At 41.2% G+C, this 16,856-nt stretch carries 17 protein-coding genes; 4 read left to right on the top strand and 13 right to left on the bottom strand.

Features of this window, described 5'->3' with window-relative positions; genetic code table 11:
• The first annotated feature begins 56 nt into the window (after nt 1-56).
• Nucleotides 57-1,346 (top strand): tyrosine-type recombinase/integrase, encoded by a 1,290-nt coding sequence (locus BUB91_RS07120; protein ID WP_073098542.1) that lies wholly within the window; start codon nt 57-59, stop codon nt 1,344-1,346.
• Here the strand turns inward: BUB91_RS07120 and BUB91_RS07115 are convergent.
• The 13 genes from BUB91_RS07115 to BUB91_RS21130 form a co-directional block, all read right to left on the bottom strand.
• Nucleotides 1,343-3,208: a hypothetical protein gene (locus BUB91_RS07115; RefSeq protein ID WP_073098541.1), complete on the bottom strand. Its 1,866-nt coding sequence runs from the start codon at nt 3,206-3,208 to the stop codon at nt 1,343-1,345. The two genes, BUB91_RS07120 and BUB91_RS07115, sit on opposite strands and share 4 nt — an antisense overlap.
• Complete coding sequence (locus BUB91_RS07110; protein WP_073098540.1) at nt 3,177-5,321, bottom strand: hypothetical protein; 2,145 nt, start codon at nt 5,319-5,321, stop codon at nt 3,177-3,179. Before BUB91_RS07110 ends, BUB91_RS07115 begins: the two co-directional genes overlap by 32 nt.
• A gap of 12 nt (nt 5,322-5,333) precedes the next feature.
• Nucleotides 5,334-5,756, bottom strand: a complete 423-nt coding sequence (locus tag BUB91_RS07105; protein ID WP_073098539.1) for a hypothetical protein — start codon at nt 5,754-5,756, stop codon at nt 5,334-5,336.
• Nucleotides 5,756-9,916 carry a phage tail tape measure protein gene (locus BUB91_RS07100; RefSeq protein ID WP_073098538.1) on the bottom strand — a complete coding sequence of 1,387 codons (4,161 nt, stop codon included), beginning with the start codon at nt 9,914-9,916 and terminating at the stop codon, nt 5,756-5,758. Before BUB91_RS07100 ends, BUB91_RS07105 begins: the two co-directional genes overlap by 1 nt.
• Nucleotides 9,917-9,959: 43 nt before the next feature.
• Nucleotides 9,960-10,124 carry a hypothetical protein gene (locus tag BUB91_RS20970; RefSeq protein ID WP_164917837.1) on the bottom strand — a complete coding sequence of 55 codons (165 nt, stop codon included), beginning with the start codon at nt 10,122-10,124 and terminating at the stop codon, nt 9,960-9,962.
• A gap of 166 nt (nt 10,125-10,290) precedes the next feature.
• Nucleotides 10,291-10,668: a hypothetical protein gene (locus BUB91_RS07095; protein ID WP_073098537.1), complete on the bottom strand. Its 378-nt coding sequence runs from the start codon at nt 10,666-10,668 to the stop codon at nt 10,291-10,293.
• Entirely contained in the window at nt 10,665-10,880 is a 216-nt protein-coding gene (locus tag BUB91_RS07090) for a hypothetical protein (RefSeq protein ID WP_128759321.1), read from the bottom strand. Before BUB91_RS07090 ends, BUB91_RS07095 begins: the two co-directional genes overlap by 4 nt.
• 32 nt (nt 10,881-10,912) lie before the next feature.
• The gene (locus BUB91_RS07085) at nt 10,913-11,377 is read right to left on the bottom strand and encodes a hypothetical protein (RefSeq protein ID WP_073098535.1); all 465 of its coding nucleotides are present in this window, start codon (nt 11,375-11,377) and stop codon (nt 10,913-10,915) included.
• Entirely contained in the window at nt 11,374-12,264 is an 891-nt protein-coding gene (locus tag BUB91_RS07080) for a hypothetical protein (RefSeq protein ID WP_073098534.1), read from the bottom strand. Before BUB91_RS07080 ends, BUB91_RS07085 begins: the two co-directional genes overlap by 4 nt.
• Entirely contained in the window at nt 12,255-12,551 is a 297-nt protein-coding gene (locus BUB91_RS07075; RefSeq protein ID WP_073098533.1) for a hypothetical protein, read from the bottom strand. The genes BUB91_RS07080 and BUB91_RS07075 overlap by 10 nt, the downstream gene beginning before the upstream one ends.
• Nucleotides 12,552-12,561: 10 nt before the next feature.
• A complete protein-coding gene (locus BUB91_RS07070; protein WP_073098532.1) occupies nt 12,562-13,590 on the bottom strand; it encodes a DUF6712 family protein in 1,029 nt (342 codons plus the stop codon).
• A gap of 1 nt (nt 13,591) precedes the next feature.
• Complete coding sequence (locus BUB91_RS07065) at nt 13,592-14,968, bottom strand: hypothetical protein (protein ID WP_073098531.1); 1,377 nt, start codon at nt 14,966-14,968, stop codon at nt 13,592-13,594.
• Complete coding sequence (locus tag BUB91_RS21130) at nt 14,953-15,237, bottom strand: hypothetical protein (RefSeq protein ID WP_083557867.1); 285 nt, start codon at nt 15,235-15,237, stop codon at nt 14,953-14,955. The genes BUB91_RS07065 and BUB91_RS21130 overlap by 16 nt, the downstream gene beginning before the upstream one ends.
• A gap of 398 nt (nt 15,238-15,635) precedes the next feature.
• On the opposite strand from BUB91_RS21130, the gene BUB91_RS07055 reads away from it, so the two are divergent.
• The 3 genes from BUB91_RS07055 to BUB91_RS07045 all read left to right on the top strand — a co-directional run bounded on the left by BUB91_RS07055 (nt 15,636) and on the right by BUB91_RS07045 (nt 16,784).
• Nucleotides 15,636-16,034 (top strand): hypothetical protein, encoded by a 399-nt coding sequence (locus tag BUB91_RS07055; protein ID WP_073098530.1) that lies wholly within the window; start codon nt 15,636-15,638, stop codon nt 16,032-16,034.
• A 65-nt stretch (nt 16,035-16,099) separates the two neighbouring features.
• Nucleotides 16,100-16,327 carry a hypothetical protein gene (locus tag BUB91_RS07050; RefSeq protein WP_073098529.1) on the top strand — a complete coding sequence of 76 codons (228 nt, stop codon included), beginning with the start codon at nt 16,100-16,102 and terminating at the stop codon, nt 16,325-16,327.
• A gap of 1 nt (nt 16,328) precedes the next feature.
• The gene (locus BUB91_RS07045; RefSeq protein WP_073098528.1) at nt 16,329-16,784 is read left to right on the top strand and encodes a JAB domain-containing protein; all 456 of its coding nucleotides are present in this window, start codon (nt 16,329-16,331) and stop codon (nt 16,782-16,784) included.
• The last annotated feature ends 72 nt before the right edge of the window (nt 16,785-16,856 follow it).

Here is a 16,856-nt window from a genome sequence, read left to right as displayed (position 1 = left end):
GAGAAAGCCCCGGTAAACACTGGGGCTTTTCTTGTTTTAAGCTCTTTTTAATCACTATGAAAATTGAGATAAAAGAGTCAACCGTACCTGTTACCGTACCTGTTTCAATCCAAATTGAGATGAGCAAAAAGAAGTACACTACACCTAAATTGTACATTCCAAAAGCAAAAGGAAAACCTTCTATCGCTTCTGGGAAAACCTGGTATGTGTACTGCTATTACCGGAGCTCAGAAGATGATAAATTGAAGAAGGTTATCTTGCCTGGTAAAGGTTTGAATCGATTTAAAACTGTAAGAGAACGTAAAGCTGCTGGAAAAGCCCTTATTGAGGCATATACGATCGCTCTTACGCGTGGATGGAATCCACTTACTAAGAATGTGCCGAAACAAAAAACGAATCGGGATATGCTCTTAAAACAAGCGATGGACTATGCGCTTGAAATTAAATCCCAAATCAAAAAACCTTCTACAATGGTGGGTTATGAGTTTCACGTTAACCGGTTCTTGGACTGGGCGAAAACAAACGGATACCTCGGTTTTAAAGTTGAACATTTTAATGTGGATCACTTTTATGAGTTCCTGGACTATCTTCGATTTGAGTACACCAATCCAACCACAGGAGATGGTTTGTCCGGAACTTCAGTAAACAATCACAAAAGAAGTCTCTCCAGTTTATTTACTACGCTAAAAAATGAGCGCAAGATTTCTGTTAACTACATAAAGGATATTCCCAATTTCGACACGGATCCAATAAACAATAAAGCGTTTACTCAGGAGGAACTGATCCGTATTAAGAACTACTTTAATCAACACGATCCATATATGAATGCATTCCTGGCATTTATTATTTATCCATTGCTTCGGCCGCGGGAGATCTGTAGGCTAAAAGTGAAAGATCTTGATATGGAACGCCTGATATTTTCTGTAGAAACTAAAACCCGGAAACTGAGTACGCGTCGAATCATCAAAAAAGTTCAACCTTTTATTGAACTACTTAATATCGATGGTGCTCCGGGAGATTATGAACTCTTCAGCAATCTGGAAAAACCTCGAGACTGGAGCTCTGCTAAACTCCCTACGAGAACAAAGCACTTTAGTGATCGGTTTGGGAAAATGAAAAAGGCTTTAGGTTTTGGCCGCGAATATGGTCCTTACAGCTGCCGGCATACTGCTATCGTGAATCTATACAATAATATGGCTCTGGAGGGAATGAGCGAACAGGAAATCATTTTAAAAATTATGCCTTATTCTGATCATCAGAGTATCGCCGGAGTAAAAAATTATCTCCGAAAACACTTAACCATATTACCTGCAGATCACTCGGAACTTTACACGCTGGATTTTTAAACGAGCTTGTCAACCTCCAGTGTGATTTCTACTTCTTCTTTGCTGAGGATCTTTTTTGATACCCGTTCCGGAATGAATCTCGAGTTGTAAGCTTGTATTTCTGAATACGCGGTTACCTGGCGTGAAACTTCAGGCGTGCATTTGAACGTCCACTCCACGGTTCTGGTCTTGAATCGGAAATCTAACCAATTTTTATAATACTTATCATAACTGTTTAACAAGCCTAAAAGACGGGGATTTTCAGCTGCATTCTTGCCATCAATCAAACCCGAGTATAAGCCTAGCTGCAGCTTGTTTTTGTCATCACTGATCATTTGAGCAGTTGAAATACCTTTTAAACTGTTGTTGGGCATTGGTGCCAAATCAATCACAATCTCAGTCGTATCTGCAGACTTTACGTAACCTTCAGTATTAGATCCTAAACGATCAACATAAACTGGAGGATGATCAAATAAATCATTGTCTATATCCTGAAACTTCAACAGATACGACCGGTCCCCGTTATTTTTGATTCGGGGTTCCCGAACTTCAAAAGCTTTTAAATTTACTTTAGGTCTGGAGACGAGCTCCTTTTCTATTTTGTTTACAAAAGCCTGATCTCCCACAATGCGCAAATCATAATTTCGATAGTTTCGGATTGCATTAAACAGATCTCCAAAGGTCATATCTGGAACACATCGGTTTAATTTTACTTCTGAAGGAGTCAGTAAGGTAGGTTGCGCTTCGTTCTCTTCGTTGTATTCTGTAATTTTTGTAATGGATAGATCAAAAATTAACGCATCCGGAATTTTTTCTCCATCTAAAATCGCGTGTGCTAATTGATAGGATTCAAAATCAATCACACCGGTTTCACCAAAAAAAACTTCTACCGTTTCATTAATACTGAAGTATTCTTCATTGTAACTTCTGTTAAAATTTACACCTCTAAAAATTTCCTCCTCATTAAAATATAAGTAAGCAGCAGATTGAGATCTATCTGTACGCACTACAACATTACCAGATATCACATATCTTCCCGGTTCTGTGATGCTTTGTTGATTTGCGTACCGTGCTTTTTCAATTCTACGTACGTTGTCAAAAGTGTCAACTTCAAGAATTTCATAATACTCATCTGCGTTTTTAGTTATATTTTCTGCATCTTCGTTAATGCTTGTGTAATAATCTGAAAGGCAGGTAATGAATGCTTTTTGAAGTTCAGGATCCTGGAGAATGTCACCCGCGAGCTCGTAGCCTGCATCTGCAAAACCTTGCTGCAACACGTATAGCAAATAAGGCATTGGCTGCATCACATTGCGGTTGATCTGCAAATCATTCTCTGTATCGTATTCGTTCTGCAGAAATGCAGAACCTACCCGATTATTTATGAAACCTTCAAAATACGCCCACTGATCCGTATCGGTATCATATTTTCCCTCCGGAGGAATGACCTGCGGAAAACAAAAATTTACGGTTGGCCACGAAAGATCTGCATAGCTTTCTGCCAAATCATAAATGCTTGGCGAAGGTGTAAAACTTTCTAAAGGAAGATCTGCAAGTTTTTTATTCCAATTAGGCAGCTCTTCAAAACCGTAGCTGATAGACGGACTTAAACGCCGGCCGATAGTGATGTCAATTAATAGCTGTGCATCATGTCGTTTTCCTTCAACCAAAAAAATAACATCATAAACACTTTCGGTTGAAGCACGCTCGATCTTTGTAATGTGCTGCAGCGCTGCATCTAATTCGTCTGTGCTTTCAAAATCAAAAGGATAGGTGTATTTCGTAAAAAAACGATCGTTAAACCAGGAATTCTCCTCGATTAATGTCAAACCTTTATCCTCCAGATCTAACTTAAATAAGGGATGTATGACTCTTAAGATCATGCGCTTTGTTTATAATAAATTCTACGTCGTAAGCATACAGGCCGTTGGCGCTGTCTTCATTCGTCATTTTTTTAGATTGTGGTACCAGATTGATGGTTCGCAAATCTTCAGTAATTAACCAGGCTAATTTGCTCATGATAATCTCGTCAATGATCACCTGATTTGATTTTGGGATCCAACCGGTGTTGATCACTAGACTCATTTCTTTTCGCGTGTCAACACGCTGCAGTTCTTCGACCAAATTGCCCAGGCGTTTGAAGTCTTTCATTTCATATTCAGATTCAAAACGCCAGTCACCGGTAAACTCAAAGAGTTCCTGTGTCTGATACTCATTATACCAGGCAATATGATTGCTTAAATGCTGGTCCGGGAAAACAATAAACTCTTCTTTTATTTTTTCGGTACCAGACTGAAGCTCGAGACGAATACGATCCCCCGGATCATATTCTGAAAAGCGTAGCATCTGACCATAAAGGTACCCGGAACCACTTGTGATTACTTCAGAACTAATTTGCTGATTGTTGCGAAAAAGAACCAAATCACTCAATAAATTCTGATTGTAAAAATTAACCAAGGCAACACTCTTAAGTGTGACTCGCTGCACAATTTTTTCAGCTTTTAGAATAGCAGCTGCAGTAATTTCTTGAGCCGGTTTTCGGCCGTCTAAAAAAGCTTTGTTTTTGATTATTTCTGAAGTGCCGGCTACCTCATACGTAAGATCACAAAACACCGGTGGATTGTAGATCATCAACCGTGTATCTTCAGTATTCTGTAATTTAGATAAAAGCCCGTATCTATTGATGTTGTCAGGTTTTGAAAATAAACGTTTCACAACATCTCCGATGTGAAATTCTGCGCTGTTTTGGAAAAAAGCCAGTGCATAGTCATTTAAAAAGGCTTGATTAATCCCGGTATTTGGATTGTAAATCACAGCCTCCAAAAGTAGACTTGCAAAGGCATCATCATCTGCGCTATAAAAAGTACTGAGCGCTTCCTGATCCCGACACCAAATCACCGCACCGTCAAGGTTGAAGTCTGCAGTTTCTGTCACGCGATGCGTTACAAATATGCGTGCAGTATCTACTGCAGTTTCAATTATTATTTCACCGGTGTAGGTTCCCAGGGCGAAATTTGCAGACGGTACCGGCTTTACTAAAATACCGGTAATTCCGTAGCGGTACTCCATCCAGTTGGGAACCGTCACCGTAAAATCTGAAGGTGTGTTGATGGTTATTTCCTGCTCTGCAGCTTCAAAAATATTACGCACTGCAGCAAAGCTTAAGTTAAGCGGATCTACTTCGATGGTTCCGGTAGTAAGCTGATGAATCAAAACTTCAAATAGCTTGCTTCTGGAGGTGTTACTCGTGGTTAAATAATATTGCAGCGTTCTACCTTCCCAATTTAGATTGGTTCGATCTAAAGCTATGGTAATGGCCTGAGAACCGCTGCCAGTATATTCTGTAATGCTTTCAGAATACTCTGTATTTGCAACCAAATTAACTCCAGAAAGCTGCAGCACCTTATTTGCACGAATTACAAACGAAGATCCCGTATACAACTGAATGGATAAGTCATCAGGATCTACTCCGTTTTGCAAATAGCTCATCGAAGCTTTATCAGGAACAAAGACGAGCTCGTCCTGACTAATCACATTTGCAAATAGATTAAATACAATTTCTTCGAGTAAATATTCCTGGCCATCAATAAGGCCGTAAGCTTCTAATCGGAAGCCACTGCGATACGAGGTAGCAGATAAAATACCGATGCCGGCAAATGATATTGCAAAAGAAACCTCTAGATTTTCAGAGGTTAATGCATAACCCTCGGCGTCACTTACCAGTTCTCCAGTAATTGCGATCGCATCATCTAGAGCAGTCGTAAACGTGCGGGGCTTGAACTTGATCAAAAAAGAATCATACTTCAGATCAATATCAGCTGCTATAAAATCTTTGATTTTCAAGTCAAAATTATACGCAGCCGGCACTGCAGATCCTTCAACATAAACAAGCGTGTAACTCCCATTATTGCTGAATTTCCACGGAGAAAAAAAATTCTCGAGAGTTTCTGGTATATTATAGCCCGTATCTGGATTATAGGGTATTTGATTTGGCATAGTTAATTGCTGTTATTCAAGACCGCCACCGCCGCCTTCTGGATTAAAATCTTCACATGGCACCCCGTTTACATCAATACCCGGAACCACGGTATCTGAATAAATGACTTCAAACCGATAGCCACTCATTTTAAACAAAATTCTTGTCTTGTACGCTTCCAGATCTGTCACGCCCAATTTGCTTACAAATTGATTGAGAACGATTCTAACATTAGTAAGATGTGAGGTCTTAAATGTTATTGCACCCACATCACCAAGCGGGTCCAAACCCTGGTAGATGCGCGATGCATCCCCGGAAAAAGCAAAGGCGGAGAGGATAGGACCATTCTCCTGATCAATGAGCGTGCAAATGCGATTGCACGCGATGTTCAATTTTACATCCTCAAAAACACTGTTGGCGGTAAAGCCTGTTATTACATCAGTTCCTATAGCCATTAATATCTATTTTTGTTACGAAGACGGTCGTAGTCTTCAATATCTTCTTTTATTTTACGCGCATTCTCATAGTCGCGCTTGAGGTAAGCAACCAGACCATCACGTTCCAGTCTATCCATCATATCCATAAAGCGGTTCATAACAGATGAAAACATCATTGTGTCAACTCCCGAAGAAGATTGAGCGCTGTCCTCAAAACTAGGTTTAGCCGTGCTGTTCTGATAATACCCGTCTGCATAACCTTTTACACGACCGAGTTCCCGGTATAACGAATCTTTGAAACTGTCACTAAAATTGGAATAATCCTGCCCGTTTATGATCATCTCGGGTCTGGTCTTGCCCTCTTCACCTGCCATAAAAACTGTGGGGAAATCAACTAAGCCGCTACGGCTCTCACCACCGTAACGCGCTTTAAATGGCTTCCCGTCTTGCTCCCTGGTGACATTGTACAAACCATCCTGATAACCTTTTACGGGTAGTGGAGTTGCTAAAACGGTAGCAGCTTGAAGCGCTCCTAAAGCTGTTACAAAACCTGCTAATATACCTGCAGAAATTCCAAAGTCAAATTTTGGTACTTGAGCCCAAATCGCCACTACTGCCTGAGCTGTATTCATCGCAATATTTGCTAGAGCCACTGTACGATCTCGTTTTGCCTGTTTATACGCTAACTCCGCTTTCTTTTTTTCGAGTTCTGCCTCACTGGCCGCTACTGCAGCATCGTATTGTTTCTGACTGATCAAACGGGCATCTAACTTTTGTTTTAATGTGCGTTCCTCTTCGCTTTGCTTCTTTTCAAATTGTTGTAAGGACTTTTGCTCCTTAGCAGCCATTAAATTTGAATATTCCTGATAAACGTTTAGCGCTGCGCCGGTAGCCGCTTTGATCAACTCAAATTTATGGCCGGCTTGATCAAGGTTATTTAATGTCTCAACCCATTGGCTGGCCGTCATCCCGAAAATGTCAACATTTGCGGTTGCATCTCCAAGTGTATATTCGCCAGAATCTTTTCCCTCAACATTGTCCTTTGCCGCTTTAAGTTCGCGTAATTTCAGAACAAGCTGATCCATCAAAGCCTGCATTTTTGCAGTCTCCTCCGGGGTAAGCAGGGATAAATCAAAACCTTCAAACTGGCCGTTTTCGGTAATAAATTTTAATGCGTTTATTACTTCCTTTACGTGTGCTTCCTCCGCCTCCAGATCTTCCTGACGGTGTTTTTCTTTTAACTTTTCGCGAGCGTTTAAATTATCGCCAATAGCGTTGAGTTCTTCCTGATGACGAACCTCACGCACTGCAGCCTCTTTTTTATAGGCTTCTTCCATCAAATCGATATCATCCTGATATCCACGTTCTATGATAGCGCCTTTGTCGAATTGAAATTTCTCTTCCTGTAGTTTTAATTGACGGCGAATACTGCCATTAATAGCAATTTGTTCTTCAGACAAATTGCCCTCAGTTACTAATTGAGCTTTTAGCTCTTCTGTTTTTTGCCTATGGTTCTCCTCAAGAAGTTCCATTTCCCGCTGAAAATCATCTTCTATCAAACTGATCTTCGTTTCGTTTTCCTGACCCTTTAATTTTAAAAGGTCATCTGCGAGCCGTTTGGCTTCACGTTCCTGTTCCTTCCGCCGCGCTTTTGCATCTTTTGCTGCCTGCTTCGCTGCCTCTTCAGCTGCTTTTGCTTTATCGAGATTGCCGGGATCAAAACCTGGAGCATTAGGATCTTCAGGAGTTTCAAAGTTGAGCAGATCTGTATATTCAACAGGATTTGGATTCTGATTAGGTCCTACCGGATTATTATAAGCTTCCCAAGCCTTTGCAGCTGCCTCAGCTTCCCGTCGTAGAACATCTATACGTTCTTCTCGTATAGAATTACCCCTTCTTATCTTTTCTTCTTCAGGATCTAAGCCTTGTGTCATTTGCCCCAAACGAATCACGATCTCATCCCAAGTACTCAAGAAACTTTCTGCGTTTGCATTTTCAGCTTCTAGTAACTCCTGAGTTTTGTTTTTAATTTTATCGGTTAGATATTGCGTTTCGGCTTGTCTTTTTAACCCATCTACATAATTGTCTAGCGCAATTTTACCCCGCTTAAGAGCAGCTGTACTTAAATCTAAATTCTTATTGTAATTAGGAACGATTTTGTTGAGTTCTTTCATTGCAGAAACGCGTAATTCTTCTGCTAAAGCTTCATCTTCTGCTACACGACGCAGCGCATCTATTTTTGCACGTAAAGAACCGGCCTCTTCAGAACCTTTGTTCATAGCACGGTTTAAAACCTCTGTACTACTCGTTAAATGGTCGGTTTCATCCCTGAAGGCATAATAAGCAACTGCAGCAGCTGTGACTAAAGAAATCACTAGGCCCCACGGTGTGGTTCTCATCGTTGTGGCTAATGCTCGCAAGGCCAGCCGTGCCGCATTTATATTACCGGTTAACAGCGCAGTAACACCTGTGTAAACTATTGTAGCTGCTATACTGGCTTCGGTGGCGATTAATTTAGCTTTCTGAGCGAGATTATAAAGAATGGTGCCTTGAGTGGCGCGACCTTCCCAAAGCGTTACCAGTTTAAGCCAGGCGGTATTGGTTATCAATGCTGCAGTAACTACAGCAATGATCTTTGCAAGGAACACTAGTTGTTCTCTCCAACGTCTACCGGAACCGGTAACATCTTCGGTAGCACCCAGAAGTAGTGCTAACCAATTTACCAAGGTAGAAAGGCCGTTTACTAAAGTTTCTGAAAGAAATACTCCGTTAAGAACCTTTTTCAATTTGTCTAAAGTTGCCGCAAAGTTGTTGTTTTTGATGTTATACTCGTCAATCAATGAGGTCCCCTCAGCCATAGCCTGATTGGAAAGCTCCAATCTCTCACGAAATAACTCGGTATTGTTAGACATTGCCCCCAGAACCTTATTCGCTCCGTCTGCATTCACCTTAAGATAATCTAGCGTTTGTGCAGTTTCTGTAGCATTCATCCCTTTCATTCCTTTAGCGAATTGAATCATAAATTCTAAAGGATTGGTGTTGATCAGTTTGGTCACTTCTTCTGCAGAAATGCCCATCACGATGCCAAACTTCTCTGTTTCGGTAGATGCTTGCTTTAAAAATATGTTATAGGCACGTGCGGCAATCTCCGCCTCTATGCCCGACTCTTCGAATGCTGCACCTAATGCCAGAGCTTCAGCAACGGTAGGTTTGAGCGCTTCAGGAAGCGAACCTACACGGGTAGCAAAATTGGCGATGTTGATCTCTGTAGCCACACCATCTGCACCCAATTCATTGATTGCAGATCCTATGGCGTTATACGCTTCATCTACACCGAGATCTTTGGTTTCTTTAAACAGCAATTTCAGTTTACCCAATTTACTTGCGGTTTCCTCAACACCACCCGGAAAAGAGTCTCCAAGGGCAACAACAGCCTTATTCATTACCTCTACAAAAGCGCCAATCTCTTCTTTGGCGATACCAATACGCCCTCCCTCCTCTGCAATTTTTAACAGGTTAATACGGTTGGTTCTGGTCTGGAGCAGTCCAAAAGATTTGGCGAGATCTTCAACTTCGGTTTTGGCTAATCCGGTAGTTTTTTGAACATCAGAAATGGCATCAGCCATTTTACCATTGAAGTCAATAAACTGCTGAATTTTGAAAACAACACCAGTAAGGACCGCAATAAAAGAAACCGCTAATGCGGAATATTTATTGAACCCATCGGCCAAAGATGAAAGTCCGGATTTTGCGCCCCTGGCTTTACCTCTCAAGACAGATAAGCGCTGATTGACTTCTGCAATTTGCTTTTCATAATCTAAATAAGCTTTGGTACCGGGAGTAGAATTGCTCCAGGCAACCCGCAGGGCTTTCAATTTACGTGTAAGCTGAGTAATAGAAAGATTCGTTACTCCAATCTCCTGCTCCAGCTTATTCATCCGAGTGTAATTCTTCTGAAGCTCTGTAGTATTATGAGCTATTTCAGCAGAAAGTTCTTTATAGCGCGCTGTATTTTGTTTGCCCTGGCGCTCGAGCTTACGCTGCTCGGTGCGGTTTTTTTGATTGGCAGTAAGAAGTTTCCGGTTTGCCTTCTCAAGATCTAGCAATTCTTTCTGAGCCTCATTACCATTGATAATGATGCTGAAGCGCATTTCTTCGTCAACTATACGTTTTGCCATTAGACTTTCAATTGAAAGTGTAATGGTAGCAAGAGTGCTTTATTTAATCTGTGACAGGCGCGAAGGTGTCGTCTAGCAAGGCAGTAGCATAGCGATCGTCATCAACAAGGGTAAGCTGATTATTCTGAAGAGACCACAGGGAACCGGCTTCTACAAATTCACCTTCCGGTGTTGTAAGATCTTCTGAGTTGCGGTAGTGATTTTCCATATTTGGTATACCCGCCTTCGGGTTGTCCAATAAATCCTAATAGCATAGGAGGTACCACCGGATTGATTACCGATGAACCTAGGAAGGCGGGATTTGGTTACCAAATCAAGCCTATGCTATTATTTTTAAATTTATTGGACGTGGTAAATGTAGGGAAAAAAGGGGATTACAGTACTTGACCGTCTTGCTTTTTCATCTCAGCCTTCACCTGCTCGGTAAAGCCAAATGAAATGCCCCTTACAATATTATTAGCGTGCCCGTACATAATCTTATTGTGTACCGGGTAGTTACGCTTTTTGATTTTACCGGCACGAGTCTCCAGGGTTTTCATATCTACAAAACGATGCTTAGGCAAATGCTTTTCTTCAAGCGTGGTGCCCTTAACCTCAAAGCTTCGGTTATTTTTCCAATCGCTGTTGTTGAATCTGGAAAAGATTTTGTCTTGCTCTGCAGTGATCTCTTTTGCTTCTTCCTGCAGTACCTTTGCTATGAAACGCTTTTCTAAACCATCTTCAGAAACCGCACGTTTTTCAAATATGTTCATAGCTTCAATTTTCCTGCGTGAAATAGAATGTAGAGTGCGCTACGCAACGTAAGGTCTGATCGTCTGAGATAATCAACTTCCTTTTGCTCTAGCCCTAGCAATCTAAAGCTGCTTCTGGTATTCAGAATTTCTAAAGCTGCAGCTATAAGCTCTGCCTCCTGAGCATTCTTTTCTTCGTCTGAGATTAATTGTTGTTTGAGATTTTTTGCCATATTATAAAAATACGTGTTTTTCTCGTGATATTCTAAAAATCTGACTTCATTTGAAATAAAATCATCCAACCGTTACAGCTGCTGAAGTATTTCACCGGCTCAATACTTATAGAGCTGATCTCAAGAAAACTCATCAAACCGCAATTGCCTTGGTGTGCCTCATAATCTGTAACCATAATATCGCGAACTTCTTTTGCTACAGCTTGCGTACGTGTGAAAAGGTCTAACCATTTAGCATGATCACTAGTTACAGAGTAATCTGTTTTCTCCAGAACCATAAAGCCCATCATATCCCGATCCTGATGCATATCGTCACGACCTACCACTCGAAGTTCAGGAATGCCGGCGTACAACATAATCTTATCTACTGCAGTTGAGCGCTGACTTAAATCCTTACTAATATCATCATTATCAACCAAAACCCTATGAAAGTTAATAGCATCAATGCGATTGCGCAGCGACTCGATATAGGTCTCCAGTTCTGGTATTAATATCATTTTTTAGCTTGTTTTTCGCGCGCCTCATTATCGAGATCCCGCTTTTTAATATCATACATTCTTAAGATGATGGTCCAAAACGGCGCCTGCTCTACCTCGTTTAGATTTCCAAAGGCTGAAGTTTCGGCCAACATAAAAGCGGTACTTTTCATCCCGATTCCCGGAATACGGGATTTGAATTTATCTTTTGGCTCGATGTATAGAATAGAAAGGTCCAGCTCGCGCCCTTCCCAATACACTGTAGCTGTTGCCAAATACTCCTGAAAGCTGGCAAAGAATAAATAAAAACCAAAGATCTTACCCCAATAGATCTTCCGGGCTATTTTGGTGCGGCGCTCCACTCCTTTTTTGTCATAACCACTTACAAGCTTTGTTTTTCTGCCTTGGTAAAAGATCGCCCATAGATTGCATAACAGCTGCTGTGATGGTTCTCGATTGTAGGTGGCAAAAATATTAAGTGCATCAACGTATTGACCAAAGGTGATATCCTCCATATGATCACCGGGACCGTAAAATGTCTGGAACTTATGACGAACTTCCGGAATTGGATTGTGTACATATTCCTGGCGTATGACAATGGGATTTGATTCTTTCTCCCGTGGTTGAAAAAAAGAATCTAAGTACGTGCTGATCTGGTAAATATTTCCGGGCTTTCGAGTCTCTAGATCCTCATCTTTATTTTCTTCAGTGCGCTTCAAATTCAGCAAACGATACACTGCTAAATAGCGAAGCTCTTCATAGCTTATTGAACCATTCAGGTACCTGAAGAACAAATCTGCCATTTCAGCAAATTGCCTGGGATCACAATACGCGAGATGCTGCGGCATATCCCATTTGATACCGCGCTCCGGTATTTCTATTAAATGATATCCTTCTGCTACTTCCATCGTAAATCATACGTTAGTCGCTGATTGCAAGCGCGCATTTGCTTTCCGAATTTCAACTGAATATCATTGAATACTTTCAAATTACTCACACCCTTTCGAGGAATGAATTCGCTAAGGCTGCCAATTCTATACGCTTTCATCATATAAGCATCTACGTCTGCACGAAGTTGCTTACGCTCTGCTGAAATATCAACGTACGCATCACTTAATTTACGATTGATACGATCTAGCTTTGATGGGAAGATCCTCCGGAACTGCAGCTGCAGAAAAATAAATAGTTGTTTCATTATATAGTGATTAGGTAGTTACAAAATTGTCGTCGTCATTGAAGAGACGAAAGCCATCTTCTTCTTCATCCTGATACGGATCTGGTACCGGAGGATATAATGCAGTTACCAGACTTTCGATTTCTGAAAGGGCCGCCATTGCGTCCTGCTTGAATAAGCTGCTGGCGTGTTGTGATTGAAGACCTTCAGGAACCTTTGAAGCTCGGGTAGTCTCTCGTTCACTGGTGTAGCGCTGCAAAATACCTTCTGGCAAGAGATTTACCGCGAGCCTAGGCATCGCCCAATGCAGCGACCAATACACGCAGAATTCTTTTACCAGATCATAGATTTGAAAATAAATTTTCTTTTGCTCTGCAGTCGGAGTTTCTCCAAATGAAATTGGTAACAGAACCGGGAGCTCTTCACCTGCAGCAGGACCTTCTAAATGTGCTTTTTCTATCTCATTATAGAGATTTACTCCCAATACTGGTTTGAGATGTCTTTTTTGAGCCTGGCGAAAGCCGGGACCTAACTTCACAAGAATTAATCTCGAGTGAATTGAAAAATACTCTTCAAAGTCTGCAGTTGTACTTACAAAGTATTTTTTGACCTCCTTATATTCCAGAGTTTCTTTGAATGCTGAATCATCAAAAAGATATTCGAGCAGTTGATCAACTGCACGGTAATACTTGCGCTCGTTCGCTTCGTTATTCGCGTCTATCATCCATTGAAAAGGTCGAGCCTCATTATCATCGGTTCGCATCATACGCCCTTGATTCGTATGCTGCAGATCCTTAGACGGTGCAAGAAGCCTATAGGTATTCATTGCAACCGGATAACGCATCAAATGCAGCTGCTCATTTTCTTCAGCTGTGCGGTTTTCTTTTTCAAAAAGAGTTATCCAGCGATCGTAAGTCGCTTGGCCAATTAGCGTGATGATTTCACGCGTCGCACTGGTAAGATCACTCTTAACCGAAGTGAAATTTATATCTGCATCGACAAAGCCCAGGATCTCGCGAAATTCCTGACTAAAAGTTTCTGAAGTGAATAGTAGTTTCATATTAAGCTAGGTTTTTATGTCGATCCTTTTGGGTTTTATCTTCCTCACGCTTTCCGGCTTCGTGATAGAAGCCCATTTTTATATCCTTCTTAGGGAAATTTGCCCGAAGTGCATAGTTTATAGGCTTCATTACGGTCATTTCGGGAATATCAACACCGGTTAACAAATAGTTCTGAAGTGCGTACAGCTGCTCAGAACCGCTATCGCTTTTACCGGCTTCGCTTACGTTTGCCAGGGCACTGTGAATTGAGATATTAGCAGACAGCGCGTAGTTAGCGTGCTTGCTGATGCTGAGCTGTGATTCAATGAAGTCCTTGACTTTTTGATCAAGTACATTAATTTCCCAACCTTGTTCAATTAATGTGGTTCCTTCTGAATTCAGCACTTTTTCAGTATGAAAGAATTTACCGGTGTTTTCATCACTGGCCAAAGTCGAAGATATTCTCCGGAGAAAGTCTCGCTTATAGTCTTCGAGCATTTTCTCTTTGTAGATCTTTCCTTCATCCTGGCACTTGCGCTCTAGTGATTCTTTCTTACGATCCCAATATTCAGCTGGAGACTGAATGTGATACTTGATATTCATACTGTTTTTGCTGAGTGCTTTCAGTATAAGGGGTATTGCTGTGGATCTTCTTAACCACTCTAGAGAACCGTATAGCTTTGGTATCGCGTAGTATTCAGAACAAAATGTATAGAGACTCGAGTAAAAAACTGAAGTCTTAGCAGCAAATGGATTCTTGAAGTTAAATAAGGGGTAGACTTCATAGTCCAGGGCACTGATGCTATTAAGTCCAAAATCTGTAATTACGGCGTGGGTAGGCTTAGGCCTGTGTTTTGTGATTGTTGATTGTGCAGAAGCTGTACGGCACTCGTGAGGCATAAGATGCTCGAGCTCTGCTATGAACTTACGACCCAGACGTGCACCACGTGCAAGCTTATACTTACTAAAGCTACCTTCTATATGATTGAAATCAGTAAGGTTGCGCAGCAGGTAATCCTTATAATCCCAATCGTTAAGCCAGCTCTGTATATCCTTATCGTATAGCCATTTCTTAACCGGTACATTGTCCTCAATCTCTTCTGTGTAGAGCATAGGACCACGCCCCCAATCGAGCTGTGTCTTCTTAGCTAACAGTCCAGGTGCAGCGTTATTCTCATACACCGCCTTTTGTATGACTGAGGGCAGGTCATTGTTATTCCCATAGGGGTGAATGTTCCACCCACCAATGTGATTAACTGATTGTGCCCAGTCTAAATCATTTTTGCGCTCTCGTTGCTCGTCAAAGTCCCGGGGGTTATCCGTCACTTCAAATGTGAAGCTGACATCATCTGCACATACGATCGCATTACGTTGATGAAACTCTATTGATTCCCGCATAGTAGCATTTCGTTGTATTTCATTAATAATGGGAGATAGAAGAAGCCGGGCTTGCCGGTGTCTGCATCTGTGAAAGCTATAAGAGATTGACTCTTGATTCCCTTAGAGCGGCTGTAACCTGTACGCAACAGGGCACGCTGCACCTTCTTTAATCCATCACTGGTTGCGTCTGTCTCGTTGCACGAGATGTATTCAAAGGAGAATGGAATGTTAGCCTTGGTTGACTCTCGCATCCTGTCTAGTGCCTTGTAGGCTTTGAGTAGTGACATCTGTTAAGCTTTGATACAATAGTAGTAATATCGAACGCCTGCGGCTGTGACAACTGGTTGAGGCTAGCAAAAACAAGGGCTGAGAGAGGGCGCGCGCCTGCCCTGCCGTCATATATCTGCAAAAATGCACCCCTGCACGTGCAATACAGGAAACTAGCGGGGCGTGTCGAAAAGAGTATCAAATATTTTCTAAAAAAATATTTTGGGTTTAAAGGCTCAAAAACAGTCTTTTAGGCTTAGAGCTTTTTAAAATGCGAACTGAACACGGTCAAAATTTTAGCAAACATTAAAAAACGAAGAAAAAAGACAAAGCACCTTAAAATACATCATAAAAACACGTGATTTTCTCGTGTTTTATTCGTATATTTAAGTATAATTAATAACAAAAATTATATTTTATGAGTACTACAAAAACAGCCGACAAGGCACAGACAGCAAAGGTTAACAGTAAAAACAACCTTAAAAAAGTGGAGAATCCAAAACCACAGGAAACCAAAAGCACGGAAACAATTAACCAACTGATAAACCCGACCGCAGAGGGCAGAATTAAGCGCATGGAAAATTTTAAAATTCTATCAAAGAAGTACAATTTTTTACAAAACAAGGCGGAAGAGTTACACCGCTTCGAGATTAGCCAGGACGGAACCAAAGAAAAGTTAACGCTCTCTAATGCTAGCGGATTTCAAATTGAGGTATCTAATACGCAAGTCGTTGAAAAAGTTGTCGAGTTACTTAAAGCCGAGTTAAGCACTTTTCTAGCGCACAGCGAAAAGGAAATCCTAAACTACACGATTTAAAATGAAGTTAAACAAAAACCCTCGCAGCTTTGGACGGGTGCGAGGGTTTTAAAAATGTAAATATCATGAGTACTACCACACAAAATCTACAAGGCGAAGTTAATAAATTTCAGACTTCAAGCATTGTAAAAAATATACTTCACGAAAAGGGATTTTCTTTTCTTTTCAATTGGGCAGATTACGAGTTCTACAAAAACCAATGCAAGAACGCATTTAATAAGGCGTACAGCATAGCCGAGAAATTTCTAGAGCAAGCAGAGCAGGACAGCGATTTTAACCAATACCCTTTTTAATATGACCTTAGAATCACTTTACAACATTGCAAAAATTAAGGTTTCATATATACCAAACGCCCTAAAAGCAGAACGGCACAAGGTGACAGGATCTCACGCAGCCTTTGAGGTTTTAAAAGTTGCCTTTAATGAAGAAATGCACCTTTTCGAGAGTTTCAAAGTATTGCTTCTTAATAATTCTAATGATGTATTAGGCATTTATACTGCATCTAATGGCGGTATGACAGGCACTTTAGTTGATGTGCGGTTAATATTATCGCGCGCACTGGTAGCGAACGCAACCGCCATGATTTTGGCGCACAACCACCCGAGCGGAACACTAAAACCAAGCCAAGCAGACAAAGACATAACCGCCAAAATTAAAAAAGCGGCTGAATATCTTGACATCAAAGTGCTTGACCATTTAATCGTTACGGCAGAAGGTTTTCACAGCTTCGCCGATAACGGACAAATTTAAAACCTATCGTAAAAGAATACCCAATGGAGCGATTTTTATAAAAAAATCGCCCTTCGGGCGATGTGCAGTCTC

It is taken from the genome of Leeuwenhoekiella marinoflava DSM 3653, from assembly GCF_900129005.1.
Lineage (GTDB): Bacteria > Bacteroidota > Bacteroidia > Flavobacteriales > Flavobacteriaceae > Leeuwenhoekiella > Leeuwenhoekiella marinoflava.
Note: the sequence above shows the minus strand (reverse complement) of the source record. Positions and strands in the feature narration are given on the sequence as shown.

Excerpts from the sequence above, each read along its gene's own strand:
- BUB91_RS07080 (WP_073098534.1), bottom strand. The coding sequence starts at position 12,264 with ATGGAAGTAGCAGAAGGATATCATTTAATAGAAATACCGGAGCGCGGT.
- BUB91_RS07120 (WP_073098542.1), top strand. The coding sequence starts at position 57 with ATGAAAATTGAGATAAAAGAGTCAACCGTACCTGTTACCGTACCTGTT.
- BUB91_RS07055 (WP_073098530.1), top strand. The coding sequence starts at position 15,636 with ATGAGTACTACAAAAACAGCCGACAAGGCACAGACAGCAAAGGTTAAC.
- BUB91_RS07065 (WP_073098531.1), bottom strand. The coding sequence starts at position 14,968 with ATGCGGGAATCAATAGAGTTTCATCAACGTAATGCGATCGTATGTGCA.
- BUB91_RS07095 (WP_073098537.1), bottom strand. The coding sequence starts at position 10,668 with ATGAACATATTTGAAAAACGTGCGGTTTCTGAAGATGGTTTAGAAAAG.
- BUB91_RS21130 (WP_083557867.1), bottom strand. The coding sequence starts at position 15,237 with ATGTCACTACTCAAAGCCTACAAGGCACTAGACAGGATGCGAGAGTCA.
- BUB91_RS07075 (WP_073098533.1), bottom strand. The coding sequence starts at position 12,551 with ATGAAACAACTATTTATTTTTCTGCAGCTGCAGTTCCGGAGGATCTTC.
- BUB91_RS07115 (WP_073098541.1), bottom strand. The coding sequence starts at position 3,208 with ATGATCTTAAGAGTCATACATCCCTTATTTAAGTTAGATCTGGAGGAT.
- BUB91_RS20970 (WP_164917837.1), bottom strand. The coding sequence starts at position 10,124 with ATGGAAAATCACTACCGCAACTCAGAAGATCTTACAACACCGGAAGGT.
- BUB91_RS07110 (WP_073098540.1), bottom strand. The coding sequence starts at position 5,321 with ATGCCAAATCAAATACCCTATAATCCAGATACGGGCTATAATATACCA.
- BUB91_RS07100 (WP_073098538.1), bottom strand. The coding sequence starts at position 9,916 with ATGGCAAAACGTATAGTTGACGAAGAAATGCGCTTCAGCATCATTATC.
- BUB91_RS07090 (WP_128759321.1), bottom strand. The coding sequence starts at position 10,880 with ATGGCAAAAAATCTCAAACAACAATTAATCTCAGACGAAGAAAAGAAT.
- BUB91_RS07105 (WP_073098539.1), bottom strand. The coding sequence starts at position 5,756 with ATGGCTATAGGAACTGATGTAATAACAGGCTTTACCGCCAACAGTGTT.
- BUB91_RS07045 (WP_073098528.1), top strand. The coding sequence starts at position 16,329 with ATGACCTTAGAATCACTTTACAACATTGCAAAAATTAAGGTTTCATAT.
- BUB91_RS07070 (WP_073098532.1), bottom strand. The coding sequence starts at position 13,590 with ATGAAACTACTATTCACTTCAGAAACTTTTAGTCAGGAATTTCGCGAG.
- BUB91_RS07085 (WP_073098535.1), bottom strand. The coding sequence starts at position 11,377 with ATGATATTAATACCAGAACTGGAGACCTATATCGAGTCGCTGCGCAAT.
- BUB91_RS07050 (WP_073098529.1), top strand. The coding sequence starts at position 16,100 with ATGAGTACTACCACACAAAATCTACAAGGCGAAGTTAATAAATTTCAG.